General features: G+C 62.6%; 12 protein-coding genes and 1 tRNA gene. 4 read left to right on the top strand and 9 right to left on the bottom strand.

The window, feature by feature from the left end:
* Window positions 1-3,372, bottom strand: a 3,372-nt coding sequence (locus CRO48_RS32115) for an Ig-like domain-containing protein (protein WP_245423468.1), incomplete at its 3' end; no start/stop codon positions are given.
* A gap of 84 nt (window positions 3,373-3,456) precedes the next feature.
* Entirely contained in the window at window positions 3,457-4,218 is a 762-nt protein-coding gene (locus CRO48_RS08645) for an outer membrane protein (RefSeq protein ID WP_176526693.1), read from the bottom strand.
* 480 nt (window positions 4,219-4,698) lie between these two features.
* On the opposite strand from CRO48_RS08645, the gene CRO48_RS08640 reads away from it, so the two are divergent.
* On the top strand, window positions 4,699-5,385 hold the full coding sequence (locus tag CRO48_RS08640) for a fumarylacetoacetate hydrolase family protein (RefSeq protein WP_097138205.1): 687 nt from the start codon (window positions 4,699-4,701) through the stop codon (window positions 5,383-5,385).
* Between the two features lie 10 nt (window positions 5,386-5,395).
* The gene (locus tag CRO48_RS08635; RefSeq protein ID WP_097138202.1) at window positions 5,396-5,926 is read left to right on the top strand and encodes a gamma carbonic anhydrase family protein; all 531 of its coding nucleotides are present in this window, start codon (window positions 5,396-5,398) and stop codon (window positions 5,924-5,926) included.
* An 86-nt stretch (window positions 5,927-6,012) separates the two neighbouring features.
* Here CRO48_RS08635 and CRO48_RS08630 read toward each other — a convergent pair whose 3' ends face one another.
* From CRO48_RS08630 to CRO48_RS08620, 3 genes are read right to left on the bottom strand one after another with little or no spacing between them, the layout of a single operon-like run.
* Complete coding sequence (locus tag CRO48_RS08630; protein ID WP_097138200.1) at window positions 6,013-6,408, bottom strand: Fur family transcriptional regulator; 396 nt, start codon at window positions 6,406-6,408, stop codon at window positions 6,013-6,015.
* Complete coding sequence (locus CRO48_RS08625) at window positions 6,408-7,238, bottom strand: iron chelate uptake ABC transporter family permease subunit (RefSeq protein ID WP_097138198.1); 831 nt, start codon at window positions 7,236-7,238, stop codon at window positions 6,408-6,410. The genes CRO48_RS08630 and CRO48_RS08625 overlap by 1 nt, the downstream gene beginning before the upstream one ends.
* The gene (locus tag CRO48_RS08620) at window positions 7,231-8,178 is read right to left on the bottom strand and encodes an ATP-binding cassette domain-containing protein (RefSeq protein WP_407071905.1); all 948 of its coding nucleotides are present in this window, start codon (window positions 8,176-8,178) and stop codon (window positions 7,231-7,233) included. The genes CRO48_RS08625 and CRO48_RS08620 overlap by 8 nt, the downstream gene beginning before the upstream one ends.
* Before the next feature lie 100 nt (window positions 8,179-8,278).
* On the opposite strand from CRO48_RS08620, the gene znuA reads away from it, so the two are divergent.
* Both znuA and CRO48_RS08610 read left to right on the top strand, forming a co-directional pair.
* Window positions 8,279-9,307: a zinc ABC transporter substrate-binding protein ZnuA gene (gene znuA, locus CRO48_RS08615; protein WP_097138196.1), complete on the top strand. Its 1,029-nt coding sequence runs from the start codon at window positions 8,279-8,281 to the stop codon at window positions 9,305-9,307.
* Between the two features lie 762 nt (window positions 9,308-10,069).
* Window positions 10,070-12,787, top strand: a complete 2,718-nt coding sequence (locus CRO48_RS08610) for a M10 family metallopeptidase (protein WP_141402028.1) — start codon at window positions 10,070-10,072, stop codon at window positions 12,785-12,787.
* Between the two features lie 96 nt (window positions 12,788-12,883).
* On the opposite strand, the gene tig is transcribed toward CRO48_RS08610, so the two are convergent.
* The 4 genes from tig to CRO48_RS08590 form a co-directional block, all read right to left on the bottom strand.
* On the bottom strand, window positions 12,884-14,344 hold the full coding sequence (gene tig / locus CRO48_RS08605) for a trigger factor (RefSeq protein ID WP_097138194.1): 1,461 nt from the start codon (window positions 14,342-14,344) through the stop codon (window positions 12,884-12,886).
* Between the two features lie 274 nt (window positions 14,345-14,618).
* Window positions 14,619-14,702: transfer RNA gene (locus tag CRO48_RS08600), tRNA-Leu, on the bottom strand.
* A gap of 161 nt (window positions 14,703-14,863) precedes the next feature.
* The gene (locus CRO48_RS08595; protein WP_097138192.1) at window positions 14,864-15,457 is read right to left on the bottom strand and encodes a GDYXXLXY domain-containing protein; all 594 of its coding nucleotides are present in this window, start codon (window positions 15,455-15,457) and stop codon (window positions 14,864-14,866) included.
* On the bottom strand, window positions 15,454-16,563 hold the full coding sequence (locus tag CRO48_RS08590; RefSeq protein ID WP_097138732.1) for a DUF2157 domain-containing protein: 1,110 nt from the start codon (window positions 16,561-16,563) through the stop codon (window positions 15,454-15,456). Before CRO48_RS08590 ends, CRO48_RS08595 begins: the two co-directional genes overlap by 4 nt.
* Window positions 16,564-17,465: the final 902 nt, after the last annotated feature.

Here is a 17,465-nt window from a genome sequence, read left to right as displayed (position 1 = left end):
CTCGACGGAGACCTTGAACGAGGCCTTGGTCGTCTCGGAGCCGTCATGGACGAACGTCACCTTGCCGGCGGCAAGCTCCGCGCCGGTGAAGCTCGTCGCGGCCTTGCCGTTCACCTGGATCTTGCCGGCCGACTGGCCGGAGACGGTGAAGCGCACGCCGCCGGCGCCGTCGTCGGGGTCGGAGAAGGACAGGTCGGACTTGGTCAGCGTGTAGCTGCCGCCCTCCTTCACCGTCGCCTTCAGGTCGCCGGTCAGGACAGGCGCGTCGTTCACCGGCGTCACACCGAAGTCGAAGGTCGAGGTCGCCGGAGTCGAGCCGTCCTCGTTGCCGTCCTCGAGGGAGACCTTGAACGAGGCCTTGGTCGTCTCGGAGCCGTCATGGACGAACGTCACCTTCCCGGCGGCAAGATCCGCGCCGGTGAAGCTCGTCGCGGCCTTGCCGTTCACCTGGATCTTGCCGGCCGACTGGCCGGAGACGGTGAAGCGCACGCCGCCGGCGCCGTCGTCGGGGTCGGAGAAGGACAGGTCGGACTTGGTCAGCGTATAGCTGCCGCCCTCCTTCACCGTTGCCTTCAGGTCGCCGGTCAGGACAGGCGGCTGGTTGGGGACGACGCCCGGCTCGATCGCATAGTTGTTAGACGTCGTCGTGCCGATACCGGCATTGCCGGCGAGGTCGGTGAAGCCGGAATTGTCGAGCGTGATGACGTTGGTGGGGTCGGAAATGCCGTCGGCAGGGGTCAACGTCGCCGTCCAGGTGACACCGCCATCGGACGACGCGAGGCCGCTGAGCGTGCCATTGGCAGCGACGAGATTGCCGATCGTGAAGCCGGTAACGGCCTCGCTGAAGGTGATGGTGACAGTCGAGGTCTCGCCCGGCGTCAGGACGGTATCGGCGACGTCAATCGTCGCCGTCGGGGCGCGTGCATCGACCAGGACATTGCCGGTGGGGGCCACATTGTTGAGTGTGAGGACGGCGTCATTGCCGCCGACATCCTTGATCGTACCGCCGTTCAGGCCAAGGGCCCCCAGCGCGATTCCATTCGCGTCTTGCTGGCCCGCGCCCAGGGTCAGGCGGAAGAACAGCGAGTTGGTACCGCTGCCAGACAGATAGGACGCATAGACCGTGCCGCCGGTGTCGAGCGTCACCGCAAGATGTGGCGTGCCGTCGGTCGTGTCGACTATGACAGCCTCGCTGAGGTTCACTGTGAAATCGAGGTTCCGACCGGTCACATAGGTGCCATCGGCGGGCACGCCGACCGATGTGACGACCGGCAGGGTCGTGTCGACCGCATAGGTGACGGAAGTCGACACGCCCGTCCCGGCATTGCCGGCAAGGTCGGCAATGCCGGTATTGTCCAGCGTGATCACGTTGCTGGCGTCGGTGATGCCCGCAGCAGGCGTGAGCGTCGCCGTCCAGGTGATGCCGCCATCGCTGGAGGAAACGGCGCTCAACGTTCCGTTTTCCACCGTCAGGTCGGCGTTGGTGAAATCAGTGACGGCCTCGCTAAAGGTGAAGGTCACCTGCGTCGTCTCGCCGGCCGCCAGAGCGGTATCCGCCACCACGATCGTGGCGGTCGGACGAACTCCGTCGATCGCATAGTTGTTCGAAGTCGTCGTCCCGGTACCGGCATTGCCGGCCCCGTCTTCAACGCCGGTATTGTCCAGCGTGATCACGTTGGTCGTGTCGGTGATGTTTTCAGTCGGAGTGAACGTCGCCGTCCAGGTGATGCCGCCGTCGCTGGAGGAAACGCCGGTCAACGTTCCGTTTTCCACCGTCAGGTCGGCGTTGGTAAAGCCGGTGACAGCCTCGCTGAAAGTGATCGTCACCTGCGAGGTCTCGCTGGCCGCCAGAGCCGTATCCGCCACCACGATCGCTGCGGTCGGCCGCAGCGTGTCTATCGCGTAGTTGTTCGAGGTCGTCGTGCCGGTCCCGGCATTGCCAAAGTTGGTAACACCACTGTTGTCCAGCGTGATCACGTTGGTGGCGTCGGTGATGCTCGCAGTCGGGGTGAACGTCGCCGTCCAGGTGATGCCGCCGTCGCTGGAGGAAACGGCGCTCAACGTTCCGTTTTCCACCGTCAGGTCGGCGTTGTCGAAGCCGGAGACGGCCACGCTGAAGGTGATCGTCACCTGCGAGGTCTCGCCGGCTGCCAGAGCCGTGTCCGCGACCACGATCGAAGCCGTTGGACGCTGAGTGTCGATTTCGTAGTTGTTCGAATTCGTCGTCCCGGTGCCGGTATTGCCGGCCCCGTCTTCAACGCCGGTATTGTCCAGCGTGATCACGTTGGTCGTGTCGGCATAGCTCGCAGACGGGGTGAAATTCGCGGTGTAGACGATGTTGTCGTTCGTCGAAAGGTCGCTCAACACCCCGCCCTGCACTGCCAGGTCCGAGAGGGCGAGACCGGTGACCGCCTCGCTGAAGGTGATCGTCACCAGCGAGGTTTCTCCGGCCGCCAGCGTCGTCTCCGCCACGACGATCGTCGCGGTCGGACGGACGCCGTCGACCAGCAGGGCTGTATTGCTCCCAAGCGAACCGGCCGTTCCGGGGACCGGGAGGGTCAGGATGGCGTTTGTGCCATCGGAATTTCTGATCGTTCCGCCATTCAGCCCGAGCGCGCCGGTAGACAGATAGTCAAGGTCCGAGGAACGATCGCCCTGCTCCACCGTATAAGTGAAGGTCAGGGTGTTCGATCCGCTTCCCGACACATAGTCGACAACCCGGTCCGTCGTGCCGGTCTCGAGCGTCAGCCGTGGTGTGCCCGAAACAGTCACTTGCTGATTGAAGGTTACAACGATCGAAATCGTATCGCCGACCTTGTAGACACCCGACGTCTCCGTGGCGCTGACGGCGGAAACCCGCGGCGCCGGCATCAGATAGTCCAACGTGATATTGTCCAGCCACATCGTGATGCGGCCCGACGTCGTCGTGTCATAGATCTGCATGTCCGCAATCGTCAAAGACGAAGCACGGCTGATGGGCGGGATATCGCCCGGATTCATAAAGATCGAGCGGTAGTAATAAGGACCGACGCCGTTGCCATGCAGGTTGTCGTCCGGCCAAGAGGTACCGTCTATTGCAACGCCTGCAGGCCAGCCGTTCTGATGTATCGGGTTCGCATCGACGCTGATCTGATAGTCGTAGAAATCGATCAGCGCGCCGGAAGCGCTGGTAATCGTTATGGTGAAAAGCTCACCGCCGAATGCGCTGTCTTCCTGGAAGTTAAACCGACCACCGTCGAAATTCGCGGTCCAATTTCCCTGGGCCGTTATCGTGAAGACATAGTCGCCGTACTGCAGGACCTTGTCGGCACCGCCCGCGGTCCCATCCGTGACCAAGCCTGCGTTATCAAATGTCAGTGTGGTCTGCGCCATGCAATCGCTCCCCGCTTCACACGAAGCGCCCGTCAGGCAGGATCAATCGGTCCTGCGCCGTTTACCCCAGAATTTATCGTGATCTCACATCCGCCACTTCAGTCCGATGCGGATCGTGTCGAAGGTCACGTCGTTTTCGAAGCGCGGATAGGCTTCGGTCGGGAAGGTGGCAGCGCCGGTGGCCGTGACCTTGCCGAAATCGTAGTGCAGGTATTCCAGTCCGACGGACCAGTCCGGCTTGAACCGCCACTCGACGCCGCCGCCTGCAACCCAGCCGTTCTCCGTCCCGCCACCGGAAACATCCATTACCGTCGGCAAGCTCCGGTCGTAGGCGCGCACGTCGATGTTGGCGAGCGCATACCCGCCGGTCACATAGAACAGCACGTCGGAAGCGGCGATACCGGCCCGAAGCCGCGCGCTGGCAGCCCAGTCGACGTCGAAGCCCGCATGGGTGTCACTGCTGATCGCGGACGTTCCGGTTCCGCTCAGATTGGTGAGCGAGAAATCGATGACGCCGCCCAGCACGAAGGCGTTGCCGCCGAGATCAAACCGCCGATCGCACCCGGCTTCGACGCCGCCTGCGATACCGGCGTCGTCCGTTCCGAAGGTGTCGTAGGGCGCACCGGCCGTATTCCAGGAAAAGCCGCTGCCGGCATAGGCGCCGTCACGGAAAGGCGCGTCCGTCACGTCGGAATCCGCGCGAGCGTAACCGACACTGGCGCCGACATAGCAACCGGACCAGGACGCCGCAGGTGCCGAAAGCGTCTGATCCGCAGCACGGGCGCCCGACGACAGTACAACAACGCAGACGGCCGAAACCGTCAGAAGAACTCCCTTTGCGAACACGTGTACCCCCCAAATCCGCTCAAGCCGTCGACAACGAATGCTGATTTTTGGACGCATGTCGTGACACATGAGGTTTATTGGCGCTCTCCCACCGGGCCAAGCGGAATGCACGTGTAGCGATGCATCAACAAATGCTTCTCGTGGCAATGCGGCAAAAATGACACTCTTATAAGATGAAACTGACCAATCCAGGCGTGAAAATCCGATACCAGGACGTGCATTTTTCCGCCGCGCCGGGAATCAGATGATTCTCGTCCGGCCGTAACGCTATCGATCCTTATCGAGGGCGCGCTGCTGCGGACCACCGCACGCAAGGATGTCTTTCTCCAGCGGCTGCAATGGCGAAGTCCTATCCGCCGTCGCGGTTTAAATCCCAAACGCTATCGCCCCCGCGGACGCAATTTACGATCAATTCCTGTCCGCTTCGTTGCGCGCGGTGGTAATGTGGCGCGAGAATCGACAGTAAGGGGAGAACACGTCATGCCGCTGGCTTTTCCCGCCACCCCGCCCACGGTGCTGCCCATCGCAGGCACGGACCAGAGCTTTCCGGTCCGCCGCGTCTATTGTGTCGGTCGCAACTATGCCGACCACGTGGCGGAAATGGGCGGAGATGCGACCCGCGATGCGCCCTTCTTCTTCCAGAAGAACCCCGACAACCTGCTGCCGGCCGGCCAGGGCTTTCCCTATCCGCCGCGCTCGGAGGACGTCCATCACGAGGTCGAACTGGTGGTGTTCCTGAAATCCGGCGGCATCGACGTCAGTGCGGGCGACGCGCTTTCGCTGGTCCACGGCTATGGCGTCGGCATCGATTTCACCCGCCGCGACCTGCAAGCGACAGCCAAGAAGGCGGGCCAGCCGTGGACGGCAGCGAAGGCTTTCGAGCATTCCGCCCCCGTGTCCCCGGTGGTGCCGGCTTCGCGCAGCGGCCACCCGGCGACGGGACGGATCTGGCTGGAGGTCAACGATGTGGTCAAGCAGGACGGCGATCTCGGCCAGATGAACTGGAAAGTGCCCGAAATCATCGCAGAACTCTCCAAGCTTTTCGCACTCGCGCCCGGCGACGTCATCTTTACCGGCACGCCGGCTGGTGTCGGCGCCATCCGCCGCGGCGACCGCATTGCCTGCGGCGTCGACGGCGTCGCCACCCTTTCGCTTACCGTCATTTGAGGATTGATCCATGCCGCTTTATGCGCTCGGCGAACACGCACCCACCCTGCCCGAAGGCGACCGCTACTGGGTGGCGCCGGATGCACATGTGATGGGTAAGGTCGTGATCGGATCGGACGTCGGAATATGGTTCGGCGCCACCCTTCGCGGCGACAACGAACCGATCGTTCTTGGCGACCGGACGAACATCCAGGAAGGCACCATCGTCCACACCGACCCCGGCAAGCCGGTCCAGATCGGCGAGGGCTGCACGATCGGCCACGGTGCGATCATCCATGGCTGCACGATCGGCAACAATTCCCTGATCGGCATGGGCGCCACGGTTCTGAACGGGGCTGTGATCGGCAACAACTGCCTCGTCGGCGCCAATGCGCTGGTGACGGAAGGAAAGGTCTTTCCGGACAATTCCCTGATCGTCGGAGCACCCGCCCGCGTCGTTCGCACGCTGGACGAAGAGCAGATTGCCGGCTTGCGGAAATCCGCCGACGGTTACGTGCGAAACTGGAAGCGCTTCAAGGCGGAACTTCGAAGGATTGACTGACGCCGCCGCACGGGGCGCCCGGGATGTCGTCATGCAAAAGCAAGGCCTGACGGGCGTCGCATGAACCGCATTCACGCGACGCGGCTTTAGGCGCAACCCTCGCAGTGGCCGCGGATTTCGATCGTCGTCTTGCTGGGTTGGAAGTTCCTGTCCCGGGCGAAGCCGGCGAGACGCTCCTCGATCACGTGGTCGTGGAACTCCGTGACCTTGCCGCAGCTCTCGCAGATGATGAAGGCGGTCAGGCCGTGCGAGCAGCAATCCTGGTGCGGATGGGCGCAGGCGACGAAGGCGTTGATGCTTTCCAGGCGGTGAACGAGGCCGAATTCCAGCAGCTTTTCGAGCGCCCGGTAGACCTGCAGGGGTGCCCGGAACCCCTCGCCGCGGAGCTTGTCGAGAATCGTATAGGCGCTCAGCGGCGCATCGGATTGCGACAGCGCGCCGAGCACGAGGGTCTGGTTGCGGGTCAATTGCGTGGACGTCATCAGTGGTGTCCTCCGGTATCCGCCTGTATGGCGCCTTCCTCTGCGCGGCGGCGCCACGGCAAGAGGCTGAAAAGGAAGATCGCCAGCGCCGCGACGACGATCGACGGCCCCGACGGGGTATCGAACTTCAGCGATCCGAAAAGACCGCCGGCGACGGCTATGGCGCCGAGAAGGGAAGCGAGCACCGCCATGACTTCCGGGCTTGCCGAGAAGCGGCGCGCGGTCGCGGCCGGGATGATGAGCAGCGAGGTGATCAGCAAGATCCCCACGATCTTCATGGCGATCGCGATCACGAGCGCCATCAGCAGCATGAAGGCAAGGCGCGCGCGCTCCGGCTCGAGCCCCTCGGCGGCCGCGAGCTCGGGATTGACGGTCGAGGCGATCAGCGGCCGCCACAGGTAGACGATGGCAAAGAGCACGAGGATGCCGCCGCCCCATACAAGGCTGACATCCTGCGGCGTGACGGCGAGGATATCGCCGAAAAGGAAGCCGACGAGGTCGATCCGGACCCAGGTCATGAACGAGACGATCACGAGGCCCGTTGCGAGCGTGGCATGCGAAAGGATGCCGAGCAGCGCGTCGGTGGACAGCGAACCGCGCTTCTGAAGCAGCAAGAGCGCCAGCGAGACGATCGCGGCAACGGCAAAGACGCTGATCGTGAGGTTCATCTGGAACAGCAACGACAGCGCGACGCCGAGCAGCGCGGAATGGGCCATCGTATCACCGAAATAGGCCATGCGCCGCCAGATGACGAAGCATCCGAGCGGGCCGGTGGTCAGCGCCAGGCCGGTTCCCGCGAGAAGCGCGCGGATGAAGAAATCGTCAAGCATCGCCGCGCTCCTGAAGCGGTCCCGTATTCGCCGCCGGTTTCTCGTCTCCATGCTGGCCGCAGCCGCAGGTCGGCCCGTGGGCGTGCACGATCCGCATCGGACCGGCCCGGCCGGCCGGCAGACCTTCCTCGTGATGGTGACCGTCGTCGGGGTGGCAGTGATCGGTCACCGTGCCGTCGGAATGCAGCACGCGGCCATCGGGAAGATGGGTGTGATCGTGGTGATGGCTGTAGAAGGCCAGCGTCTGGCCGGCTCGCGCGCCGAACAGACGCAGATATTCCGGGCTGCGGCTCACCGCCTCCGGCGTGCCGCGGCAACAGACATGGCCATTGAGGCAGATCACGGTATCCGTTTCAGCCATGACCACATGAAGATCGTGGGAAATCAGCAGGATGCCGCAACCCGTCGTGTTCCTGATGGTCTTGATCAGGTCATACAGGGCGATCTCGCCGGCAAAATCTACGCCCTGCACCGGTTCGTCCAGGACGAGCAGATCGGGCTTGCGGGCAATGGCGCGCGCCAGCAACGCACGCTGGAACTCACCACCGGAAAGGTGCTGGACCTCGGCGCGGGCCAGGTGGCGGATACCCGTTGCCTCCAGCGCCGCATCGATATCGCGGCCGCGCAAGGGCTGCGTCAGCGTCATCAGACGGTCCACTGTGAGCGGCATCGTCCAGTCGATCGCCAGCTTCTGCGGCACGTAGCCAACGCGCAGATTGGGGATGCGGGTCACGTGCCCCTCATCGGGCCGCGTGACCCCGATCGCCATCTTGGCGGTCGTCGACTTTCCCGAGCCGTTCGGCCCGATGAGCGTAACAATCTCACCGCGCGCGATGGAAAAATCGACGCCGCGCACCAGCCAGCGGCCCTTGCGACGGACACCGGCGGCCGACAGCGAAACCATCGGCGGCGGCGAGGTAGATGGATTGGTCTGCAGCATTTCTATCGTCCGATGCTCGATTGCCTCTTGCTATGGCACACGTTATAGCATAACGCAACTTATGTAATAATATTACACGCCTTTCGATACGGAGTTTCCCATGATGAAGATGTCGCATCTCCTGCTTTCCACTGCCCTGCTCGTCGGCGCAGCCGGCAACGCCCGGGCAGACGCGCCCAACGTCGTCGTTTCGATCAAGCCGATCCACTCGCTTGCCGCCTCGATCATGCAGGGCGTCGGCGAGCCGAAGCTGATCGTCGAGGGCGCGGCTTCGCCGCACACCTATTCGCTCAAGCCGTCCAACGCCGCAGCCCTTCAGGACGCCGACGTGGTGTTCTGGGTCGGGCATGGGCTGGAGGCGTTCCTGGAGAAGCCGCTCGAGGCGCTCGGCAGCAAGGCGACGGTGGTCGAGCTCGAGGATGCGCCAGGGCTGGAGAAGCTGAAATTCCGCGAAGGCGGCGCTTTCGAGGCACACGATCACGATCACGATCACGGCCACGAAAGCGAAGGCGGGGAGCACGAGCACGGCGAGGCCGGCCATGACCATGGCGGCGAGCATGCGGCCGAAAAGGGCCATGGCCACGATGAGGCACATTCGCACGAAGGTGCCTTCGACACGCATCTGTGGCTCGATCCGATGAACGCCAAGGCAATTGCGACGGAAATCGAGAAAGCCCTGTCGGCAAAGGATCCGGCGAACGCGACAGCGTACAAGGCGAACCTCGCGGCCCTCGACGCAAACCTCGACGCCCTCGATGCGGAGATCGCCGACACGATCGCCCCTGTGAAGGACAAGCCCTTCATCGTCTTTCACGACGCCTACCAGTACTTCGAGCATCGCTACGGCGTGAAGGTCGTCGGCTCGATCACGGTTAGCCCGGAATCCATGCCCGGTGCCGAACGCGTCTCACAGATTCGGCAGAAGGTCGTCGATCTCGGCGCGACCTGCGTCTTCGCAGAGCCGCAGTTCGAACCGAAGCTCGTCAATGTCGTGATTGAAGGAACGCCGGCAAAGGCCGGCACGCTCGATCCCGAAGCGGGAACGCTGACGGAGGGCCCGTCCCTCTATTTCGACCTGATGCGCGGCCTCGCAACCTCGTTGAAGCAGTGCCTGTCCTCGGCAAGCTGACCTGACGGGAAATCTTCGCGGCGCGCCAGATCCGGGCGCGCCGGTGCCGGCTATTCGGCCTGGAGGCGCGCCAGCGCCTTGCGCGCTTCGGCGGCAAGCTGATGATCGGGATGACGCTCGATGAAAAGCGCATAGGCCTCCGCCGTCCCGCTGTCCTGCACACGTTGGTATTCGGCGGCGACGGCTTTGTCGGGATCGGAGGCGTGTCCATGGCGAGCGCCGTTCCTGCCTTGGCCAAACCGGTGACAACAAGCGCGACCAGACCTATCGCTGCAAGCAATCCCACGGTCGGATTCATACGAGTCCCGCCGCTCACGACATCACTCCAATTCTACATTTAACTTCAATTGTTTTGCATATCTATTTATTTTACTTACCTTTTATAAAATTCCAAGTCATTGATTCTGCGCTTCGAATCGACTGCCTTCACGCAAATGTGTTGTCTGGGAAGGTGATTTAGCTTAGGCTAAATTATCAATTTCATCCGGCGCAATTGAGGCCGAGCAAACCTCTTTCAGGATTTCCAAGCGACGCTCCCGCCACGCGGCGAGCAAGGGTATGGCTTGTCTAGATCCGCAGGAGGGAAAGGAGAATCTGCCTGGGAACTCCGACCATGCTTGACGGCCACCCTCTGGCAGATCAGGCGACCTGAGCCGAGGGCAGCCTTCATCGCGGCCGGGATTATTCGGCCAAAGCTACATGGACATTCGTTGAACCGAGTTGCGTTGCCGGGCCACCGCGCGCCGCGACAAAGGAGGAGTTATGACCATAAGAGCGCGCATGAATTCGATCCTGTTCGACCCCACATCGTCCGATGACGTCGTGTCAGCATCGCATCAGCAGGCCGCAAAGGCGGCGCGGGCCGGACTCACCTTCCACGTCGACGCGTCGATTGCTCCCTTCAGCGATGGCATCGACAACTCCGGCCTTCCTGATCTGATGCTCACGCCCGTCACGGAGCGGGTGTTCGTCGCCAGCGATAGCCGCTTTCCGGCAGGTCCCGACCAGGCCGACGACGCCATTTCGACCGAGCGGTTCGGTGTCGACGCCACGCAACTGCCGAACGAAAACGGCCGCCTCTCCACGACGGTCGCCGTCGCAGCGACCGGCAATCCCATCATCGACGGCGTCCTCATTGGCACGCGCTGGAGTCAGTCGCTGATCACCTACAGCGACACGAATTCGTCTGCCGACTATCAGACCGGATACAATTCCGACCAGAACGGCAACGGCATTAGCGCCCAGTTGGAGGGCTTCTCCCAATTCACAGCCGCACAACTGCTCGCCCTTCATGCCGCCCTGAACCAGGCCGTCTACACGCAGCTTTCCGCAGCGACGGCCTTTTCGGTGGAGGCGTTCACCAACCTGGCCATCGACTACCAGGGTTCCGGAACGGGCAACTCGACGATCCGCGCGGCCAATTCCGGAGACGCCGGCACGGCCTATGCCTTCTACCCCGCAAGCAACATCTACGGGGGCGACACGTTTTTCGGCAATGCCTATGACGGGACGTCCAACAGCCTCAAGAACCCGATCGCCGGAAACTATGCCTGGCACACCATAATTCATGAACTCGGACATTCGCTCGGCCTGAAGCATGGCCATGAGGCGGGAGGCCCTGGAAACACGGCGGTGCCGGCGTCTTACAACTCGATCGAATTCACCGTGATGACCTACTCCAGCTACATCGGCGACACGACGGGCGGCTACGACTACGAGACGTTCGGCGCGCCCCAGACCTATATGATGATCGACATCCTCGCCCTGCAGACGATGTATGGCGCCGATTTCACCGTCAACAACGGCAACACCGTCTACACCTGGAACCCGTCCACCGGGCAGGCCTACATCAATGCCGGGCTTGCCATTTCGCCCGGCGCCAACCGCATCTTCTCCACCATCTGGGATGGCAACGGGGTCGATACCTACGACCTCTCCAACTACACCACGGCGATGCGGATCGACCTCAGGCCCGGCGAAAGCTCCACCTTCTCGGCGGCCCAGCTCGCCTTTCTCGGCGGTGGTCCGAACAACGGATTTGCGCGCGGCAACGTCTTCAACGCCTTCCAGTTCAACGGTGATTCACGGTCCCTGATAGAAAACGCCAATGGCGGCTCGAACAACGACACGATGACGGGCAACGCGGCGGCCAACGTGCTGCGCGGCAATGGCGGCAATGACAACATCGACGGCGGCACCGGCACCGACACGCTCCATGGTAACGACGGAAACGACACACTGAAGGGCGGTGCCAGCAACGATACGCTGCATGGCGGTGCCGGCAACGATACGCTGGAGGGAGGATCCGGGGTCGATGTCGTCTACGGCAACGATGGGAATGATCGGTTCTACATCCTCGTCGGCTGGACCGGCGGGACCGGCGAATCGTTCTTCGGTGGCGCCGGCTCGGATACGTTCGACACCTCGACCGTTGCCTTTGCCGGCTTCAATGCCTTCATCAACCTTACGGCCGGCGAATTCACCTACACGCCCGGCAACACCGGCACCATCGACCTCTCCAGCGTCGAGAACGCGGTCTCTGGCGACGGCAACGACATCCTGACCGGATCCGGCGTCGGCAACCGCCTCAGCGCCGGCGCGGGCGCCGACCAGCTATTCGGGCTTGCTGCCGACGACCTGCTGATCGGCGGCCTCGGCGCCGACAAGCTCGACGGCGGAACGGGCACGGACACCGCTTCCTATCTTTACGCGGCCGCCGGCGTCAGAGCCAACCTGACCAATCCGGGCGGCAATACGGGCGAAGCGACGGGCGATACCTATACGGCAATCGAGAACCTCACCGGCTCGGCCTTTGGAGACATCCTCTACGGCAACAGCGGCAAGAACCGGCTCAGCGGCTCTTCCGGAAACGACGTCCTCGTCGGGCGGGCGGGCGGGGATGCGCTCGTGGGCGGTGCCGGGCTCGACACCGCTTCCTATGCCGGCGCGACTGCCGCCGTGATCGCGCGCCTTGCCTCGCCTTCGGGCAATGCGGGCGACGCAAAGGGCGACACCTACTCCTCGATCGAGAACCTGGCCGGATCCTCCCACGCCGACCGGCTGATCGGCAATTCCGGCAACAACATCATCAACGGCGCAGCCGGAGACGACTTCCTGGCCGGCAACACCGGATTGGACGTCCTCACCGGCAATACAGGCAGGGATTCTTTCCTGTTCAATTCGGCGCCGAGCGCGGCCAGCAACATCGACCACATCACCGACTTCTATGTGCCGAGCGACACGGTCCTGCTGGAGAATGCAATCTTCGCGGCACTTGGCGGAGCTGGCACGCTTGCCTCATCCGCATTCCGCTCCAATACGAGCGGTCTGGCGGCCGACGCTTCCGACCGGATCATCTATGAAAGGGATGCGGGACGCCTGTTCTACGATCCCAACGGGAACTCCAGCGGTGGACGCGTCCAGTTCGCCTCGCTCGCATCGGACCTGGCGCTAACGCATTTCGATTTCGTCATCGTCTGAGACGCCGCAGCACCGACACGGCGCTTGCCACCCGCAACGCAAAAGGGCCGCCCATCGCGGGCGGCCCTTTCGGCTATTCTCGGTGCAAGAGGACGATTACTCGGCGCTCTCGTCAGCGGCCTTCTTCTTGGCCGGTGCCTTCTTCTTCGGAGCGGCGGCTTCGTCGCCCTCAGCCTTCGCAGCAGCCTTCTTCTTGGAAGCCGGCTTGGCTTCTTCCGAAGCTTCGTCGTCGGCCAGCAACTCTTCCTTGGAAACGGTCTTGTCGGTGACTGCGACTTCCGTCAGCAGATGGTCGATGACCTTTTCCTCGAAGAGCGGAGCGCGCAGCGACGCGGAAGCGCCCGGGGTCTTGCGGAAGTAATCGAGGATTTCCTTCTCCTGGCCCGGGAACTGGCGCAGCTGTTCGAACAGCGAACGCTGCATTTCCTCTTCGCTCACCTGGACATCGGCCTTCTCGCCGATTTCCGAGAGAACCAGCCCGAGACGGACGCGGCGCTCTGCGAGCTTGCGGTATTCCTCGCGGGCTTCTTCCTCGGTGGTTTCCTCGTCGGCAAAGGTCTTGCCGGCCTGCTGCAGGTCGGTGTTGACCTGGCGCCAGATGTTTTCGAACTCGGCATCGACGAGACGCTGCGGCGTGTCGAACTTGTAGAGTTCGTCAAGCTGGTCGAGAATCTGGCGCTTGATCTTCTGGCGGGTGACCGAGCCGTACTGGCTTTCGATCTGGCCGCGCACGACTTCGCGCAGGCGCTCGGCGGATTCCAGGCCAAGCTTCTTGGCCAGTTCGTCGTCGATGGTGACCTCACCCGGGGCTGCGACATCCTTCACCTTGACGTCGAAGGTCGCTTCCTTGCCGGCGAGATGTGCCGCAGGGTAGTCGGCCGGGAAGGTTACGGTGAGGACCTTTTCGTCGCCAGCCTTGACGCCGACCAGCTGGTCCTCGAAGCCCGGGATGAAGCGGTTGGAACCGATGACGAGTTCGGCGTCCTCGTCCTTGCCGCCGTCGAAGGCTTCACCGTCGACCTTGCCGAGATAGTCCATGGTGACGCGGTCGCCCTCGGCGGCCTTGCCCTTCTTGGTCTCGTAGGAACGGGCGCTTTCGGCGATCTTCAGGATCTGATCGTCGACTTCCTTGTCGTCGATGGCGACGACTTCGCGGGTGATCTTGATGCCCGAGGCGTCCTTCAGCTCGATCGCCGGGATGATCTCGTAGGACAGGGTGAACTCGAGGTCGGCTTCGGCTGCGAGAATCTTCTCCGCCTCGTCCTGGTCCTCGGTCATGGCGATTTCGGGCTGGGTCGCCGACTTTTCGCCGCGCTCGGACAGGATCGCGGTCGGACGGTCGCGGATGATCTCGTTGACGAGATCGGCCATGATCGACTTGCCGTAGACCTTCTTAAGGTGAGCGACCGGAACCTTGCCCGGACGGAAGCCGTTGATGCGAACGCGATCCTTGGCATCGGCCAGGCGTTCGTTCATCTGGGCTTCCATGTCCTTGGCCGGAATGACGACCTTGAGTTCGCGCTTCAGCCCTTCAGCGAGCGTTTCGATTACCTGCATGTTCAAACCTTCATTTCGATTTGGCGGTGCCCCGGCCGGAGACCGGCTCTATCGGCGAGCACCCCTCCGGGTCCATTTGCCGGGAGTGGCTTTACTGTCATCAATGGCCTTTTGGCAAGCAAAATGGCGCTAAGACGCACGCATCCTTCGCTCAAACCGCTCCGAAGGAACATCATGCGCCAAATTCTTCGTCTGCGCCACGCACCTCTTTCTGGAGATACGCTTGGCAAGACGGCATTCCGTCGGCCCGGCCGATCCGCCATGCCTCGGTTTGTGGTGCGGGTAGAGAGACTCGAACTCCCACGCTTTTGGCGCTTGGACCTAAACCAAGTGCGTCTACCAATTCCGCCATACCCGCGTTGGTGGGCGATATGTCACGACGGTCGATGAAGGTCAAGCGCGGCAGTCGTCCATGCCGTCATACATTGGGGGCTGTCATGGATTGGGACTGTCCGCCGCCTAAACCCGGGTTCAACCGGGCAATGCGATTGTCCGGGCGCGCCCTGCAATGGCGCCCCCTCAGTAGAGCGGCTCGTCGTAGGCCGGTGCGCCGTTCAGGAGGATCTGGCGCACCTGCATCTGTCCTTGCGGCGAAACGCGGGCGACGACTTCCAGCGCCTGCGCGTTCCGGGCGGTTTCCAGCACCCTGCCCTCGCCCTCGGGAACATAGAAGCGCTCGATGCCGTAGGTGACTGAAATGAAATCGCCGACGGCGCCATCGCTGCCGGCATAGAATTCAAAGGGCAAGGTTCGCACCACGACCGTTCCGGACACCGCAGGCAGCGCCTCGAAGGAGGCTTCCCTGGCGTCCCAAAGACCGTCGGGGCCTGGCGCAAGACGGACGAACAACAAGTGCCGACCGGACACCTTCGGCACTTCGCCTTCCACGAGCGCGCCGTCGATGCGCGACATCGGATAGCTCAATGTCACATAGTCGCCGCGCATCAGATCACGCGGATCGACCGGTACCGTTTTCAGCCGGACCTCGACACCATTCCTCAGGATCGTAGCACGACTTTCGACCATGTAGCCGAGGACCGCCGTCTGGATCAACGCCGCCATTACCGCGGCCACGAACGGCGAAATTCGCCATGCCATCACGGAATTCGTCATCGTCCCGCCTCCGCCACGCCGCTGCGCGCCGAAAACCGTCGCTCCAGACGGACGACGACCCAGGCGACCAGCGCGACCACGAGGCCGGAGATCATGAAGAAGCCCGAGGTGCCGAGGATGGTGCCGAGCGTCTCCGACGAGAGATAGAGCGTTTCGGCGGCAAAGGCCGCATAGGCCAGATAACGCACCGCACCGTTGTCGCGCCCGGAAAGGAAAAGCCCGGCGATCGCCGCAACCAGCGTGGCGACGCCGAGAACGACCTGTTCCAAGAGGCCTTCCACATCGAAATGCAGCAGAAGGAGGCCCATCATCAGAAGCAGGAAGGAATAGAAGGACGGCGCGGCGCCGGCATTGCGGGCCAGCCGGTACAGGGGCGACGCCGGCAGTGCTGCGAGCAGATAGCAGACCCCGCCCGCCGCCGCGACCACGAGGGCCGTTAACGGCGCCTCGTGCCGCCCATATAGAATGAGTACCCAGCATACCATCAGCAGGTAAGCCAGATGCCGTGTGCGGCCCGCACCGGTGAAGCGGACGAGACCGATGACGACGGCGGCCATGGCCGGCATCAGCCAGAGCAGAAGGTTGTTGCGCAGGGCGAAGCTTTCGGACCACTCCGTTCCTGCGACGACGAACGCCAGAAAGCCGCAGACGGCGGTGGCAGCCGAGGACCGGAAGAGAACCGCGGTAAGCACTGCACCGATAAACCAGACGATGGCAGCTTCAGTCGAATCACCCGACAGATGGTACATCTGCCCCACAAGCGCGATGCCGCCGCCGAAAAACAACAGCCCCGCCACGAGCGAAGCCTCCGATAGGCGGGGCGAATTGCGCGACTTCCAGTATGCTGCATTGAGATAGGCGGACCAGATGAGCGCGACGATGCCGACCAGCCGCGCAACACGAGGAATGGCCTCCCAGTTGGCGGCGATCAGCAGGACGACTGCGCCGCCGATCAACAAGGCAGCCATTGCCATCAAGACCCGGCCCAGACTGAAAGCGCTCTCGCGCTGGTCGTAGTCGGCCAGCAACGTGGGAACGATGGCCGGATCGAGAAGCCCTTTCGCAGCCCAGCCGTTCAGATCCCGTTCCAGCCGCCCCCGGTACATCGCCACCTCCCCCCCAAACGTCGCCTCGCGAAGCAGTCGTGCAAGCTGTTTTTCCGAAGTCAAGCGAAAGCGAACGGGAAACCGCAAAAGCATGACGAAACGCAAAATCAGCGTGATTTTCCATTTGTCGGACAAAATAGCGACTTTCACGACGCCTTCCGCCTTGAAACTGGCCCGAGGCAGCATCAAATGTGCGTCGGGTAGCGTGATCGATGCATAAATCGGCAAAGAGAAAGGGCATGCATTCGGCGCATATCATCCATGCTCATATTGCACTGCACAAATCCGATTTGTCGGACTATATTGAAATCATCGGATCGGGGATGATCCGAAGCGACAGGATCCAAGGGCGCCAGACTACGGCGACGGGAAATTGTCGAAGCGGCGACGGTCAGCCGCCCGGATGAAAATTCGGAGAGACCCGGCAGCCGAAAGGCAGCTGACAGAATTCGAAGCGGCGCACTCCTCCTCCCAGCGCCTCTTCGATACGATTGGCAACACTCCTCCTCCCAGTTGCCAATCATCCCAAATGACGCCCGCCGGATCTCCTCCCCCGGCGGGCGTTATTGTTTTTCTCCCCTCGATGCGAATTTGTGATAGCGGCTCCCGCTGAACGAGGCTGACAGCGCCGCGTTGCGCGCTTTTTGTGCATCTGCACATCGAATCAGGCATAAATGGCGCCAAGCCATGATGTTTTTGCATTGCTGCTATTCTGCGCGGCAGCTACCCCCGGCGAACGGGAACGGCTATAAACAAATCATCAATCGGGCGCGGCACTCCTCCTCCCAGCCAGACCCGATGCGATTGGCAACACTCCTCCTCCCAAGTTGTCAATCAGGATAAACGCCCGCCGGACCTCCTCCCCCGGCGGGCGTATCGATTCCGGCGCCATGCGTTGCGAG

The sequence above is a fragment of the Rhizobium subbaraonis genome, from assembly GCF_900220975.1.
In the GTDB taxonomy this organism is placed as follows: Bacteria; Pseudomonadota; Alphaproteobacteria; order Rhizobiales; family Rhizobiaceae; genus Mycoplana; species Mycoplana subbaraonis.
The sequence above is the reverse complement of the archived record's forward strand: the minus strand, read 5'-3'. Positions and strand labels throughout refer to the sequence as shown.

Excerpts from the sequence above, each read along its gene's own strand:
- CRO48_RS08640 (WP_097138205.1), top strand. The coding sequence starts at position 4,699 with ATGCCGCTGGCTTTTCCCGCCACCCCGCCCACGGTGCTGCCCATCGCA.
- CRO48_RS08635 (WP_097138202.1), top strand. The coding sequence starts at position 5,396 with ATGCCGCTTTATGCGCTCGGCGAACACGCACCCACCCTGCCCGAAGGC.
- CRO48_RS08630 (WP_097138200.1), bottom strand. The coding sequence starts at position 6,408 with ATGACGTCCACGCAATTGACCCGCAACCAGACCCTCGTGCTCGGCGCG.
- CRO48_RS08625 (WP_097138198.1), bottom strand. The coding sequence starts at position 7,238 with ATGCTTGACGATTTCTTCATCCGCGCGCTTCTCGCGGGAACCGGCCTG.
- CRO48_RS08620 (WP_407071905.1), bottom strand. The coding sequence starts at position 8,178 with ATGCTGCAGACCAATCCATCTACCTCGCCGCCGCCGATGGTTTCGCTG.
- znuA (WP_097138196.1), top strand. The coding sequence starts at position 8,279 with ATGATGAAGATGTCGCATCTCCTGCTTTCCACTGCCCTGCTCGTCGGC.
- CRO48_RS08610 (WP_141402028.1), top strand. The coding sequence starts at position 10,070 with ATGACCATAAGAGCGCGCATGAATTCGATCCTGTTCGACCCCACATCG.
- tig (WP_097138194.1), bottom strand. The coding sequence starts at position 14,344 with ATGCAGGTAATCGAAACGCTCGCTGAAGGGCTGAAGCGCGAACTCAAG.
- CRO48_RS08595 (WP_097138192.1), bottom strand. The coding sequence starts at position 15,457 with ATGACGAATTCCGTGATGGCATGGCGAATTTCGCCGTTCGTGGCCGCG.
- CRO48_RS08590 (WP_097138732.1), bottom strand. The coding sequence starts at position 16,563 with ATGTACCGGGGGCGGCTGGAACGGGATCTGAACGGCTGGGCTGCGAAA.